A 13,563-nucleotide genomic window follows, 5' to 3' on the forward strand; every position below is an offset into this window, starting at 1 on the left:
GGCCTCAATCGCGACTACCCGTCGAGGTTTCATAGGTAATTTGAGGGCTGTTACTTCCGGATATACCTGTCATTTTCGGCGTGCAACTCTGCCGGCATTTTGGGACTCCTTAAGCGTCAGGCCATGCCTAGGTGTTCCGTGCCTTAATCTGTGTTGCGCTTTAGTTTTCAACGATCTACGTAGGTATTGAGGCCTAGTGTAAGGGCTTCGGTCGATCAAAATTAACCTAAGCAGAACGTAATCTGAGCCTCACGTCGGAACCCCGACTTGGAGGCTCATTTGCGGTTTTCTCGCAAGGCGGAAGGCTGGTTCTTCGCGATTTTATTCGGGATGTTAGGAATTGCAGGCTGCGGAGGCGGTGCTGGCATGAAGTCATCGCTGGTATCCACAATACCTTCCACGTCCGTGGGTTCGGGAAGCGGTTCAACTCCTTCGGCGACTCCCACTCCCACTCCGACTCCAACCCCAACCCCCACGCCGACTCCAACCCCCATGCCGACTCCAACCCCCGCTCCGAGTCCGACCCCGGACTCTTCATTTCGGGCAAACTTAAGTGCCACGGGTCAATGGATGAGATCAAGTTCCGTCGCTGCGAGCGGAGCAATCCTTTATGGGGCGTCGCAGATCAACCCGTACTACAGCAATCTGGCCGCGATTGGCCTGACGCATGATCCTGCCGGCTACGGGACAGTCCAGCGGTGGATGCAGTGGTATATCAATCACTTAAACTGGCCAGACAAATGGGGACTCTACGGCACAACTTATGATTACGACTACAACAATGGAGTCGAGACCTCAAGGGTGTACGCCGACTCGACCGACTCGTATGCCGCCACTTTCCTTACGCTCGCCTGGACTTTTTACCAGACGGGCGATGCTGCTGCTCAAAATTACGTAAAGAGCATCGCGTCGCAGTTGGATTCCATTGGGGGAGTCTTGATCCAGACCCAGCAGAATGATGGCCTCACTTGGGCCAAGCCTGACTACCAGATCAAGTACTTAATGGACAACTGCGAGGCTTATCGCGGACTGCGTGACCTTGCCGCGATATTCCAAAATGCGCTCGGCGATGCGAATAAAGCCACTTACTACAATGCAGCTGCCGATCACATGCTTCAAGGTATTGAGAGCCTGTGGAGCAATGGCGCATGGGCAATGTATAAAGACAATGCCGGCAACCTGGTGGCTCCCAACATGGGAAAGTGGTATCCGGACGCCACGAGCCAGCTCTTCCCCGTCTTGGAAGGAGTAATCGCAGCAGCGGATTCGCGTTCTCAGCAAGCCTATACGAGTGTGAACAATGCTTGGCCGGGCTGGCCGTCGCTGTCGTACAACGCTCAGGATCCCTTTCCGTGGATTCTGGTGGGAGACGCAGCCATCATCATGGGTGACACCACCCGCGTTGCGACGTACATTCAGTCGATCGAGACCAAATACGTAAAAAACGGATTTCCCTGGACGTGGTATTCGGCCGAGGCAGGCTGGTTCATGCGCTTGAACGCGTACGCCCTGGGCGCAAGACCGTTGTAGGAATCTAAGTACAAACCTTAGTTGGGTAATTGGGCAAAGCCCCGCGTGTAATAGATCGAAAAAACGCATAAAGTCCATTCTGCTGTTCAGGCAGAACTTGGGGGAGGGCTGCCGGGACTTCAACAAAAGCCTCGCTTACAAAAGCGAGGCTTTTAGTTTTAGTACAGCCATCTTTATCTACTTCTGCGGAATGACCGCTTTGCTCTGTACTGGTTGTTCGCCCACGGCGGTCGTTCGGAAAGTTCCCACCCCACCGACTGGCTGACCGTTCTCCGTCACCTGAAAATAGTAGCGAGTGCTGGGCGAGAGTCCATCCAGTTTGGCGTGGTGATTCTTGCCATCGCTGCCATCACTGCCCTGCGCCGTTTGGGAAAGATTGACGCGGTTTATTCCGTACTTTACTCCGGTGTTGCTGGCAGCACTGCTAGTCGACCACCCAATCATTGCACTGGAATCACTAACCGTCTCTGCGACTGGACCGTTGCTGATGGCATTTGAGGAGGACGACTGCGAGCCCATCGGGGCAACTGAGCTCTGGCTCGAAGTGCCGCTTCCGTAAGTAGTTGGAGTTTGGGACGACTGGCTTGACTGAGTAGCGGAGGCAGCATTAGTTCCATTTTGGGATGACGTATCATCAAATCCGCTGTTCCCGGCCTTCACCATGGAAGAATTCGCCGAGGATGCCGCGGTTGAATCGCTCTGCGGCAGAGCACTGCTGGACTGACTTGCGGTATCCGTCGATGTCGGTGTGGATGAGCTGTTGCTTGGACTGGTATAGGACGTTGAACTATTTTGTGCAGTGCTGCTACTTGCCTGCGCTGTGTGCTTCTTCTTTGACTTGCTGGAGTTGCCAGTGGACGCGTCTGTCTGCGCCAGAGCAATGGCGCTCACCAGGATGAGGGCGCCCAAAACCGACAAGATCTTCTTCACTGCCGAATTCATACCAAGGGTCTCCTTCACTCGAAAATTCAGAGTGGCGGGAGGTTGGATGCATCCAGAGCAGTTCCGAGAGGTCAGGCCAGAATGGTCGAAATACACCCTGATAGTCGCGATCTCACGATCCTAGCTTCCACAAAACCAAGACCTCTGTTCCAGCATCCGAAACAGGTTAGCCCCTTGGCTTACACTCTGAAATCCAGTGAGTGATTACCTTTGAGCACTCCTCTGACGTGATCGGCCAGGCGTCTTGATGACAGAAGCCCAATAGCTTATTGCGTCAAGGTAGAGTCTTAACGACAGCCGGGTGCAGCTCCCAGAGTGTGGTGACCCTCTCGCTGCCTCGAGCGAACCAGACGGGATGCGCCTGATCTCTAAAAGCGACTCCGACGACCTCCACTTGGCCAGGCTGTGACAGCTCCTGATTCACATCAGTCACTGTAATTCCTCTTCGCTTTAGATCGACAAAGAGAGAGGCTCTTGGCTCGCAATATTCCATCGTGCCCGGAGTCTCGACGATCATGCGAGGTGCGCTCTTGTTTGGAGTTTCGGAGATTTCCAAATGCAAATCGCAGTCACTGCTGCGAAAGAAAACTGTTTGCAGATAAGCTCTGGGAATCCGATAGAGAACAAGTTCCTTTCCGGTCCGTGCGCTACGCGGGCCGGGCTCGAGTCCTTCCGGCCAGTGGAGTATTGTTTCGACACTGCTTTCCGCAGGCTCCATCGATGGCAGGGACCCATTCTTGAACTCTATGCGCCAGTCATCTTTTGTGATGTGAGTCGGCTTACACGCGCAGAGGGCAGCAGGATTCGTCGACTTTCCTATGCGTTTTCTTGGGCGTGCAGGGTCATTGCACGACATCGAGAATAGTGCTGTGAGGATCAGCAACCCTCGAACCGCTAAGCGTCGGGGCATGTCAAAGAGCGCAGTGTAACATTCTGAGCTGACTCGAAACCGAACTCCTGCTGGGTAGGCGAACAGAATATCCAAGTACCCTAGTAATTCACACCTCGATCACGAAAACGCGGTATCCTTCGCTCATCGACCTCCGTTCCCAATCTCCAAACCTGCTCGAAGACGAGCGCAAAGAGTTTCGGGCCAGCCTGCCACAGAACCCTGGCACACTGTGGAGGAACTTCACCGGACGCATAGCGGTGGTCCTGTCGGGCGGGGGTGCCCGTGGCGCGTATGAAGCCGGCGTGCTGCTAGCTCTACAGGATGCGCGCCTTCCCACTCACATTCTCACATCCACTTCGATTGGAGCGATCAACGCAGCTTCCTATGCCGGACACGGCCGCGGGTACCTGGGAAACGCAGAGCCGCTGGTCGAAGGATGGCTGCAACTCACCCCCGCTACTGTGGGCATCGATTGGTCGCGATACATCATCGTTCTCGCCGGACTCATCGCGGCTACGGCCGGATTCGGGAACGCCGCAGGTGTTCTGCTGCATGGCCTTGGCATTTTCTTTCATCAAGACAATCCTCTGCTAACGTGGCTGCTGCTCGGAGTGGCGGGCAGCATTGTCCTTTTCTCCTATACAGAGTTCTCCTACCTCTTTTATGTGTTGCTTCACCCCATGCGCGGCCAACGTTGGGCGCCAAACAAGAAGAAGCTCACCTGGTCGCTGATAGCAAACACGGTTGTGCTGGGGTTCATATGCTGGCTGCTGGTCTCGACCCACGTGGAGTTCAGGGCTGCGTCGGTTTTTTGGCTTACACCTCGGAACGATCTGTGGTTGGGAGTTGCCTTGCTGGTGGGCGCGCTCTCGTGGTCGATACTGCGGAATCGCGTGAGCCGCCTGAGTCAAAAGATTTTGCGCTCGCCGCTCGATTCAGGTTTGTTTCAAAATTACGAGCGTTCCCGCTTCTTGCGCGACCGGATTCATCTGCGCCGGCTTCGTCGCTCTCCAATGCGTGTGGTAATGACCGCTGCCGAGCTCTACACCGGACGCGAAAAGTTCTTCGCTAACAAGAAGGTTGAAGAATTACAGAATGATCCCGGCGCGGACGCTGAGTTCGTTCGGACTCACTTTGAGTATGCGCACGACATGATGAAGGCAGTAATTGCGTCGTCGGCATTTCCGATGGCCTATGAGCCGGTGAAGATGCATGGTGGACTCTGGTCCGATGGAGGACTGGTGGCCAAACAACCCATCATCCCAGCAATACGACTCGGGGCAGACGTGTTATTCCTGATCGCCGTTGAAGCCGAGAAAGAAGTAGTCCCGAAGATCAGAACCTTTCTGGATGTCGGCATGCGCGCATTCGACATTCTGATGTCGCGGAATGTGAAATCCGATTTGCGGGTGCTGGAGAGTGTGAATCAGATTTGCGAGACCTACGCGGCCAGAGTGGGCACGCGTCCGGAGCAGCTAGTCTTGGAAATCGGAGAGCATTCTTACCGCTATCTCAAAGCGTTTAAAATTCGGCCGGCTATGCCCTTGGCGGCGACGTTGCTCGACTTCGACGGCAGAATTGTTCGTCCTGCCGTAGAGCAAGGCTATCGGGATGGCGTAGCCGCTGTGAGAGCCTTCATCGACTACATCGCTGAAGCTCCTGCGAGCGGCCCAAAACATTGTCTTCGCCTGAATGCCGAACAGGATGTCGTCGCTTCTACTTGACGATCCATCCTTTTGATCACAACCCATGCACCAAAGCAGCAATTCCGTCCCACATGGTGTGCACGTCGATCCAAACACTATGAACGCCGAGAGTCGCATGAACGCACTTAGCCCAAAAGCGGCCGATGACTCGTTCCAGAGGATCCGCCCAGCCGTGAGTCATTTCGAAGTGATTCGGCCTTGTGAGCTGCGATGCGAAACAACGCATTTTATAGGACAGCCTTGTTTCAGTGATCAAAATATGCGTTCATGTGAGAAAGTACTGGCGACGTTCCAGGAGGAACTCCCACTGCAATGAGGCTTCTTCGCATCCTCGCAATTGTTGCATTGAGCACGACATCCTGTCTGGCCGCAAACCTGACCGGTAATTGGCTCGCGGCGACTCCGCTACCGGATGGCACCCAACGCAAAGCTTACTTTGACTTGAAACAGCAGGACTCCAAGATCACTGGTCATATCCGGGTAACACAGTTCTATTACACCCTTACCGAAAGCACTGGAACTTCCGAATCGTTTACCGTCACGGGAACGCTGCAGGATGGCAAGACTCTGCGCCGTGTGATCTACGAAGGCAAGCTGGTCGGCGATGAACTGCATATGACTACGCGCCGTCGCCCGGACGCGCCCCTTACGGAGCTTGTCGCGCACAAAGTCCCTGAGGGCGAAGGAGCGATTCCGGCCCGTATTGAGCCTCCTCCACTTCACAAGGTTCCATATAACAGCTTAGCCAAAACTCCGCCGATGGGATGGAACAGTTGGAACAAATTCGCAGGACGCGTTGACGATGCTACCGTGCGCAAGATCGCTGATGCCATGGCTAGCAACGGCATGAAAGAAGCCGGCTACGTGTACATCAATATCGATGACACGTGGGAGGGCGAGAAGCGCGACGCCAACGGCAATATCACCACAAACAAGAAGTTTCCAGATATGAAGGCTCTGGCCGATTATGTCCACAGTAAGGGCCTTAAATTGGGAATCTATTCTTCCCCCGGGCCGAACACCTGCGCAGGATATGAAGGCAGCTACGGCCATGAGGAACAGGACGCCAAGACGTTCGCCGCCTGGGGCATCGATTACCTGAAATATGACTGGTGCGGTGCGCGAAACATTTATACCGAACAGGAGATGCAGCCGATTTATCAAAAGATGGGCGATGCCTTGCAGGCTAGTGGGCGGCCCATCGTCTATAGCTTGTGCCAGTACGGACTGAATGAGGTGTGGAAGTGGGGCCCTGATGTCGGCGGAAATCTGTGGCGCACAACTGGCGACATCCGGGACGCTTGGGACTCAATGACGAAAATCGCTTTCAATCAAGATCAACTGGCACCATTTGCAGCTCCAGGACACTGGAATGACCCAGACATGCTGGAAATCGGAAATGGCGGCATGACCGAAACCGAGTATCGAACTCACCTGAGCCTCTGGTCGATGCTTGCCGCACCGCTCATCGCCGGCAATGATCTGCGTGATATGAGTCCTGCGATTCACGAGATCCTCATCAACAAAGAAGTCATCGCTATCGACCAGGATCGCGACGGAAAACAGGCAACGCGCATTTCCAAATCAGGCGACCAGGAGATCTGGGCTCGTCCTCTAGCCGGCGGCGCCTATGCCGTGGCGCTTTTCAATCGTGCAAAAGAGGATGCCAAGATGACCATAAAGTGGTCCGACATCGGAATCGCAGGCAAGCCAGCCAAAGCACGGGAGCTTTGGTCGCACTCTGACGTAAAGATTAGCGGTTCAGACTATTCAACCACGGTGCCAGGCCATGGCGTGGTGATGTTGCGAACATCACAGAAATAGCAGTAACAGGCAAGAAAGCGTCTCTAGATTCCGATCAAGCTCGCCAGCCGCGCAATCGAGAGACCGAGTGATTGACAGCTTCTTTCAGGCGAGGCTTGGAAAGTAGCTCCTCATGCCCGGTAAACAGCAAAGCATACAGAAACAATAGAATTTCTTCTTCGGGAAACAGATTCATCACTAATTCCAGTGACATCGCGATTTCAGGCACATCTGTGAGCGCCACCACGGCGCGCCGTGTGCTCATCTCTGCCGGTGAGGCCTCAGGCGAGAACTACGGCGCCATGCTCATCCCGGAGTTGCGGAAGCTTCTGGGAACTGAGACGCAGTTCTTCGGCGTTGGCGGCGAGAAGATGCGCGCTGCTGGCTGTGAGACGATTATCGATTCCGGAAAGGTTGCGGCCGTTGGCATTACCGAAGTGATGAAGCATGTTGCGACGATCTATCGCGAGTTCTTCCGCATGGTCTCCGTTGCACGCTCACGCAAACCGGATGTGGCCGTGCTCATCGACTTTCCGGACTTCAATCTGAGACTCGCTGAAAAGCTGCATACAATGGGAGTACCCGTCGTCTATTTCGTCTCGCCGCAGCTTTGGGCGTGGAAGCAGCGGCGCATTTGGCGCGTGAAAAAGTTCGTCGACCGCATGCTGGTGATCTTTCCATTCGAGGAGAGCTACTACCGTGAGCGGCGGGTGGATGCCGAATACGTTGGACATCCGCTGGCAGATTTGCCACTTCCGCAAATCGCTCGGGAAGAGTTTGCTCGAAGATTTGGGATCGAGGGGGGTAAGAAGTGGATCGCGCTGCTGCCGGGAAGCCGGAAGAAAGAAATCCTGCTGAACCTGCCCGTGATGTTGCAAGCCGCAGGCGAGCTAGGACCGGAGTACGAATACCTCGTTCCGGTGGCGAGCACTCTTTCGCGGGACTGGATGGCGCAACAGACCGGCGGAGCACGGGTTCATCTTGTTGATGACCCCTGCGCTGCGCTTCTGCACTCTCGAGCCGCCGTCGTTGCTAGCGGTACGGCGACAGTGGAGGCGGCGCTTATTGGCACACCGTTCATCGTCGTTTATCGCGTGAGCGGCCTGAGCTATGCAATCGGGCGACGTCTCGTGAAGGTCAAGAACTTTGGCATGGTGAACCTGATCGCCGGACGCGAGATCGTTCCAGAGCTGATTCAGTCGAACTTCAGGCCTGAGAACGTAGTGCGGCAGATTCGGCGACTGCTTGTCGAGGGCGATCCTCGGGCCGAGATGGTTCGAAATCTCGAAGGCGTGCGTAAGGAGCTGAGAAACGCCGCAGATGCGCGTGGCAAGACCGCCATTGTGCGCGCGGCCGAGGCAATCGGTAGGACGCTCTTAAACTCGCAACCTGTTAAGCAAAAGGCGACCTGACGCAGATTGGAAGGGCTAAACCGGCGCTTGGCTTAAACTATTTATACGCCTCGTTCGTTTAATAAAATAAAGGTAGTCTTTCGTGTGAGACCCCGCCTCGAGGTTTGAAAGGTCGGTATCTGCATCTATCCGGATTCCCAATCGCATCGTAAGAAGAGTAGCTACTCTGGAGTATCAATGAGTCTGTTTCGACGGACGCTCGCTCCAGCGCGCGTTCCCCCTTGCTTCACTCGGCTGCTGGTTTTAGGAGCCTGCATTCTGGCAATCAGTGCACCTCTCAGCGCTGCCGAGAGGTCTCGTATTCAGGTCAACGATTACTTAATCGATGCCGACCTGACGCCGAAAACCCACCATCTCACCGCAAAAGCAAAAGTCAAATTCACGGCGCTGGATAACATCAGCACTGCCGTCTTCGAGCTGAACAATGCGCTCCGCGTGACTCGCGTGACCAACGAAGCGGGCAAAACTATGCCGACCGAGCGCGTGACCCAGGACTACACGATTCGCGTTTCTCTGCCCGAAGGTCTGAGCAAAGCCCAGTCGCAAACGCTCACGTTCGACTACGAAGGCGTGCTCGACAAAGCCGATGACAGCCCGGTCGAGGGACTGAAGCTGGCCTCAATTGGACCAGACACGACGTATTTGCTCTATCCCGCACGATGGTTCCCGATGGTTGGATACAACACGAACCGCTTCACGGCAACGATCAACGTTACGGCTCCAGCTTTCTTCTCTGTAATCGGCAGTTCACCGAAGCTGCCTCCGTCGCGCCCCGCAGCAGGCGGGAACAAGACAGTCACCTTCGTTTGGGATACTCCGAGTTTTCCCGGCACCATCATCGCGGGAACTTTTGTCGAGACTTCAGACAGCAACCTGAAGATCTACTTCAAGCCTAACCATAAAGATCTCGCTCGGAGTTACGCGGAGACGGCAGCGAAGGAATTGGCCTTCTTCTCCAGCATCTATGGCCCGATCTCGACCGCGAACATGAGCATCGTGGAACTTCCCGATGACACTGTCCCCGCCGCCTGGACGCCACAGCTTGCAGGGATTACCTCGAAAGCAATCAGCGATAAGGTCAACTATCGCCTGCTGGCAAATACGCTCGCGCACCAGTGGTGGGGAGCGTCAGTCAGCCCCGCGGCCAAGGACGACTTCTGGATTACCGAAGGCGCCGCTCGGGACAGCGAAGTCCGTTACGTGCAGGACGCAGCCGGCGAAGCCGGCTTCGAAGAGGCCTGCAAAGATATGGCTGTCGGCGCATTGGCCTATGACAATATTCCCCTTTCGGGAGTTGCTAAACTGGATCCGTTCTCGCCCGAGTTTCAGTCTCTCGTAACCGACAAAGGGGGCATGATCTTTCACATGCTGCGCTGGCAACTGGGCGATGCCAACTACGACCGCACCATGAAGTCGCTTGCCCAGCAGTATGCGGGTAAGTCGGTCAGCACAGATCAGTTCCGCGAACTGTCGGAGCAAAATGCCGGCCAGAAACTAGGAGCATTCTTCACGCAGTGGCTCGACGGCACCGGCGCTCCTGAGTTCAAGAATAAGTACACGACGTATCGCTTGGGGAATAACAAAGGCTTCCGCATCGTCGGACAGATCAATCAGGACCTTGATCTCTTCCGCATGCCTCTGGAGGTTCGGGTCGATACCGACGGCAAGAGTGAGATGAAGCGTATCGATGTAGTTGGAACCGAGTCTACGTATTCGGTGGAAACTTTCGGTAAGCCCCGTCGCATTATTCTTGATCCTAATAATTGGGTGCTGAAGAACTCACCGGATCTGCGTGTGCGCGTCGCGATATTGCGCGGGCAGCAACTCGTAGCTCAAGGAGATCTGGCGGAAGCGCTGAAGGAATATCAGAAGGCGCTAGATGCAAATCACAACAGCTCCCTTGCGCACTATCGCGTTGCCGAGGTCTTCTTTCTCCAAAAGAATTACCAATCTGCTGCGAACGCCTATCGTGAAGCGTTGAGCGGCGACGGAGAACCAAAATGGACCGAGGTCTGGAGCCACATTCAATTGGGCAAGATCTTCGATATCACCGATCAGCGAGAACGCGCCACGAATGAATACCGTCAGGCACTCCAGACGAACGACAACACTCAAGGCGCTCTTGATGAAGCGCGTAGATATCTGAATCAGCCGTACAAGCGAGAACGTGAGGCTGTTGGATAGTAAGCGCGGCCTTTAGTAGCCGTGCTCGCTGGAGCGCAGGCTGACTTTGCCTCGGAACATGCGGTAGACCATCGCGAAGTATCCAATGGCGATGATCATGCCGACCGACCACCAGATCAGGCCGTAGGTGAGCGAGTAGGAACCTGCAGCAGCGTTGTGGATCGTGATGTCTTCCGTGCCAGGATTGCTGGATGGCAGCAGCACTGGATACAAGGCAAAAGCAGCGCCTCCAAGCATGCTCGCCAGATATGCACATGAGGCAGAAAACGCGCGACGATCATTGCCGGTTCGGCGAGCAGTGAACATCATAATCAAGCTGGCAGCAACAACAACAGGAATGAGAAAGCCGATTGGATGTTCCAGGTAATTCCTCAGCACGCGTGGCCGGACGATTAGCGTCGCGAGACAACTCGCGATGGTCAGAATGAGAAGCACAGGCCACAGTCTGCGCGCGGTAGCTTGGCAACGACCAGCGAGATCTCCATCCGTCTTCACGGCGACATAGTTGGTTCCGTGAATTGTGAGCGCCACCAGAGCGACGGCTCCGGTCAACACTGTGTACCAATCGAGCACACCGGGGTTCGCGCTCGGCAGGAAATTCGTCCACAACGGCTCAAAGAAATAATGATCCGCATTAAGCGGCACGCCTCGAACTACGTTGCCCAGAGCTGCTCCGAAAAATACTGCGAGGAGAAGACTTCCGATAGCAAACAATCCGTCGAAGAAGTCACGCCAAAGAACATTGTCGAGATGCATGCGCAACTCGATCCCGATTCCGCGCAGGACTAGTAGCCAGAGCACCATGTTGAGCGGTAAATAGAAGCCGCTGAAGCTTGAGGCATACAGAAGTGGAAAGGCGAAGAACAGAGTCCCGCCGCCCGCAAGCAGCCAGACCTCATTGCCGTCCCATACTGGTCCGATAGCCTGCAACACCATCCTGCGCTCCTCGTTCGTGCGCGCCACGAAGAAATGAGCAATACCTGCGCCAAGATCAAATCCGTCAAGCACGACGTACATAGCTAGCATGAACGCGACCAGAAGGAACCAGACCGTCTCCATAATTAATCTCCAGCCACGGTGATCGGTTGAGGTTCCACATTGGGATGAATATTTGGACCATGCTCAATTTGACGATGAACGATGAAGAGAAAAAGGATCGCCAGAAGCGCATACAATCCCATGAATCCGAGCAGTGTGAATAAGCCATTTCCGGCGGAAACATTCGCGGAGTAGCCCACTGCAGTCCGCATGAGTCCATACACCAACCACGGTTGACGACCGACCTCCGCAGTCAGCCATCCCGCCGTATTTGCAACATAAGGAAATGGCAGGCACAACATGATTATCCACAGCAGCCAGCGCGTCTCGAAGAGTTTGTTACGCCAGAGAAGAAGAACCGCAAGACTCATTACCGCGATGAAAATTGTTCCCAGTCCAGCCATGATGTGATACGCGAAGTACAGCAAAGGAATGTTCGTCGGCCAGTCTTCGCGGGGAAAAGCATTTAATCCCTGCACCTGCGCTTCCGTGGTTCCGTACACCAGAAAGCTGAGAACTTTGTTCACTACAAGAGGATTGTCGATGCGTTGACGTTCAACGTCCGGTTGTCCCATCAGGACCATCGGTGCGCCTTTTTCAGTCTGAAAGAGCCCTTCCATGGCCGCCGTGGTGATGGGTTGGTGCTTGGCCAGATACCGCCCGTGAAGATCTCCCGTTGGAAAGATCTGCAGAACAGAGCAAATGAACCCGCCAATTACTCCGACGCGAAGAAAGATCCGGCCGTACTCCTCGAAGCGACGGTTGAGCAGGTAAAACGCACCCATAGCAGACATAACGAAGGTGCCCGTAATCACTGCGCCGCTCATATTGTGCGCGTATTGCAAGAGCGCCCATGGATTCAGAAGCAGACCGGAAAAGCTACTCACCTGGTACGAGCCGTCGGCCAAACGTGTGTAGGCGACAGGATGTTGCATCCAAGCGTCGGTAACAATGATGAAGAAACCAGATAACCACGAGCCTACGAAAACCATGAACCCAGTCCACCAGTGCGCAACCCGACTGAGCCGCTTTTCTCCGAACAGGAAAAGCCCGAGAAATGCTGATTCCAGAAAGAAGGAGAAAACGCCCTCCATCACCAGCGCTTGTCCGATTACGCCACCGGTCATGTGGGAAAATCGCGCCCAATTCGTCCCAAACTGGAATTCCATAGGGATTCCGGTGACGACACCTAGAACAAAGTTGATACCGAAGATCCTCATGCAGAAGCGAGCGGCGTTGTCATATGCAGGGCTTTCGGTGCGCAGAGCAATAGTCTTGAGGATTACGATCAGCGGCGCCAATCCCATGGTCAGTTGGGGAAAAAGATAATGGAATGTGATCAGAAAGCCGAAGTGAAGGCGATGCACGAAGTACGCGGTGTCCACGACTCTTGCCTCCGCGGCACAAGTGTACATGGAACGGCACCCCCGTCCCGGAATCGTAAAGATCCGAGTTGTGCCCAGTTCGCGGCGGCTCTGGCAAGCACGCAGTCGAATGCTGTGAACGATTCAACGCAGTTGACAATCAATAAGTCGGCAGCCCTCGCTCACGAGCCACACTTAGATCAATTGCCAGCGCGCTCAGGATCGCATCTTCCTGTCCGGATTCGCACAAGTTTTGTTCGGAAATGAACAAGAAAGTACATTGCAAAAACTTATCCCAGGTAGTTTTCGCAATTGTGAATCTCATGGAACTAGCAGTCATCCGAGGCCGTATTGATGAGTGACATTCGAAATGTAAATTGATTGACGGGCTGCTAACCGTCACCGAGGCATGCCGTCAAAGGTACAAACAGCTAACCAGACGGGGTCTGGATGAGTGATCGCGATAACACGCCGGAGTCGCACCGCAAGGGATCGACTTCAAACCTGGGCGAGACGGAAGCATCACTGCATCCCGCATGGCTGGCGTTCGTGCGCTATTGCCAGCAGATGGGACACGGAGAGATTGAACGGCTGAAAATTCAGGATGGCATTCCCGTATTGGTAGAGGTTTCAAGGCACAAGATTAAATTCAGCTAGCGAAATAGCTGACCGAACACATCGGAGGCTGTCGC

The 13,563-nt window shown here is 54.6% G+C and carries 13 protein-coding genes; 6 read left to right on the forward strand and 7 right to left on the reverse strand.

The features are described from left to right. Nucleotides 1–275: 275 nt before the first annotated feature. Complete coding sequence (locus tag DMG62_05965; GenBank protein ID PYY23986.1) at nucleotides 276–560, reverse strand: hypothetical protein; 285 nt, start codon at nucleotides 558–560, stop codon at nucleotides 276–278. 10 nt (nucleotides 561–570) lie between these two features. On the opposite strand from DMG62_05965, the gene DMG62_05970 reads away from it, so the two are divergent. After that, nucleotides 571–1,530 (forward strand): hypothetical protein, encoded by a 960-nt coding sequence (locus tag DMG62_05970; protein ID PYY23987.1) that lies wholly within the window; start codon nucleotides 571–573, stop codon nucleotides 1,528–1,530. Between the two features lie 177 nt (nucleotides 1,531–1,707). On the opposite strand, the gene DMG62_05975 is transcribed toward DMG62_05970, so the two are convergent. Then, nucleotides 1,708–2,472 (reverse strand): hypothetical protein, encoded by a 765-nt coding sequence (locus DMG62_05975; protein PYY23988.1) that lies wholly within the window; start codon nucleotides 2,470–2,472, stop codon nucleotides 1,708–1,710. Between the two features lie 274 nt (nucleotides 2,473–2,746). Beyond that, nucleotides 2,747–3,190, reverse strand: coding sequence for a hypothetical protein (locus DMG62_05980; protein ID PYY23989.1), 444 nt, complete (start codon nucleotides 3,188–3,190; stop codon nucleotides 2,747–2,749). Between the two features lie 380 nt (nucleotides 3,191–3,570). Between DMG62_05980 and DMG62_05985 the strand changes: the two genes are divergently transcribed. Beyond that, complete coding sequence (locus DMG62_05985; GenBank protein ID PYY23990.1) at nucleotides 3,571–5,088, forward strand: hypothetical protein; 1,518 nt, start codon at nucleotides 3,571–3,573, stop codon at nucleotides 5,086–5,088. Nucleotides 5,089–5,104: 16 nt separating this feature from the next. Here DMG62_05985 and DMG62_05990 read toward each other — a convergent pair whose 3' ends face one another. Next, complete coding sequence (locus DMG62_05990) at nucleotides 5,105–5,296, reverse strand: hypothetical protein (GenBank protein PYY23991.1); 192 nt, start codon at nucleotides 5,294–5,296, stop codon at nucleotides 5,105–5,107. An 86-nt stretch (nucleotides 5,297–5,382) separates the two neighbouring features. On the opposite strand from DMG62_05990, the gene DMG62_05995 reads away from it, so the two are divergent. Continuing rightward, complete coding sequence (locus DMG62_05995; GenBank protein ID PYY23992.1) at nucleotides 5,383–6,894, forward strand: alpha-galactosidase; 1,512 nt, start codon at nucleotides 5,383–5,385, stop codon at nucleotides 6,892–6,894. A gap of 34 nt (nucleotides 6,895–6,928) precedes the next feature. On the opposite strand, the gene DMG62_06000 is transcribed toward DMG62_05995, so the two are convergent. Next, nucleotides 6,929–7,117 carry a hypothetical protein gene (locus tag DMG62_06000; protein ID PYY23993.1) on the reverse strand — a complete coding sequence of 63 codons (189 nt, stop codon included), beginning with the start codon at nucleotides 7,115–7,117 and terminating at the stop codon, nucleotides 6,929–6,931. Here DMG62_06000 and DMG62_06005 point away from each other — a divergent pair. Both DMG62_06005 and DMG62_06010 read left to right on the forward strand, forming a co-directional pair. Then, the gene (locus DMG62_06005; GenBank protein PYY23994.1) at nucleotides 7,107–8,285 is read left to right on the forward strand and encodes a lipid-A-disaccharide synthase; all 1,179 of its coding nucleotides are present in this window, start codon (nucleotides 7,107–7,109) and stop codon (nucleotides 8,283–8,285) included. The genes DMG62_06000 and DMG62_06005 overlap by 11 nt on opposite strands. Nucleotides 8,286–8,462: 177 nt before the next feature. Further along, nucleotides 8,463–10,469 (forward strand): peptidase M1, encoded by a 2,007-nt coding sequence (locus DMG62_06010; protein ID PYY23995.1) that lies wholly within the window; start codon nucleotides 8,463–8,465, stop codon nucleotides 10,467–10,469. 12 nt (nucleotides 10,470–10,481) lie between these two features. On the opposite strand, the gene cydB is transcribed toward DMG62_06010, so the two are convergent. Continuing rightward, a complete protein-coding gene (cydB, locus tag DMG62_06015; protein ID PYY23996.1) occupies nucleotides 10,482–11,528 on the reverse strand; it encodes a cytochrome d ubiquinol oxidase subunit II in 1,047 nt (348 codons plus the stop codon). A 2-nt stretch (nucleotides 11,529–11,530) separates the two neighbouring features. Then, the gene (locus DMG62_06020) at nucleotides 11,531–12,922 is read right to left on the reverse strand and encodes a cytochrome ubiquinol oxidase subunit I (protein ID PYY23997.1); all 1,392 of its coding nucleotides are present in this window, start codon (nucleotides 12,920–12,922) and stop codon (nucleotides 11,531–11,533) included. Between the two features lie 399 nt (nucleotides 12,923–13,321). Here DMG62_06020 and DMG62_06025 point away from each other — a divergent pair, with 399 nt between their 5' ends. Continuing rightward, entirely contained in the window at nucleotides 13,322–13,528 is a 207-nt protein-coding gene (locus DMG62_06025; GenBank protein ID PYY23998.1) for a hypothetical protein, read from the forward strand. Nucleotides 13,529–13,563 lie beyond the last annotated feature (35 nt).

Source organism: Acidobacteriota bacterium, from assembly GCA_003225175.1.
In the GTDB taxonomy this organism is placed as follows: domain Bacteria; phylum Acidobacteriota; class Terriglobia; order Terriglobales; family Acidobacteriaceae; genus Gp1-AA112.

Bases quoted from the DNA above. Each gene is read 5' to 3' on its own strand.
- DMG62_05970 (PYY23987.1), top strand. From the start codon at position 571: ATGAGATCAAGTTCCGTCGCTGCGAGCGGAGCAATCCTTTATGGGGCG.
- DMG62_05975 (PYY23988.1), bottom strand. From the start codon at position 2,472: ATGAATTCGGCAGTGAAGAAGATCTTGTCGGTTTTGGGCGCCCTCATC.
- DMG62_05980 (PYY23989.1), bottom strand. From the start codon at position 3,190: ATGGAGCCTGCGGAAAGCAGTGTCGAAACAATACTCCACTGGCCGGAA.
- DMG62_05990 (PYY23991.1), bottom strand. From the start codon at position 5,296: ATGCGTTGTTTCGCATCGCAGCTCACAAGGCCGAATCACTTCGAAATG.
- DMG62_05995 (PYY23992.1), top strand. From the start codon at position 5,383: ATGAGGCTTCTTCGCATCCTCGCAATTGTTGCATTGAGCACGACATCC.
- DMG62_06010 (PYY23995.1), top strand. From the start codon at position 8,463: ATGAGTCTGTTTCGACGGACGCTCGCTCCAGCGCGCGTTCCCCCTTGC.
- cydB (PYY23996.1), bottom strand. From the start codon at position 11,528: ATGGAGACGGTCTGGTTCCTTCTGGTCGCGTTCATGCTAGCTATGTAC.
- DMG62_06020 (PYY23997.1), bottom strand. From the start codon at position 12,922: ATGTACACTTGTGCCGCGGAGGCAAGAGTCGTGGACACCGCGTACTTC.
- DMG62_06025 (PYY23998.1), top strand. From the start codon at position 13,322: ATGAGTGATCGCGATAACACGCCGGAGTCGCACCGCAAGGGATCGACT.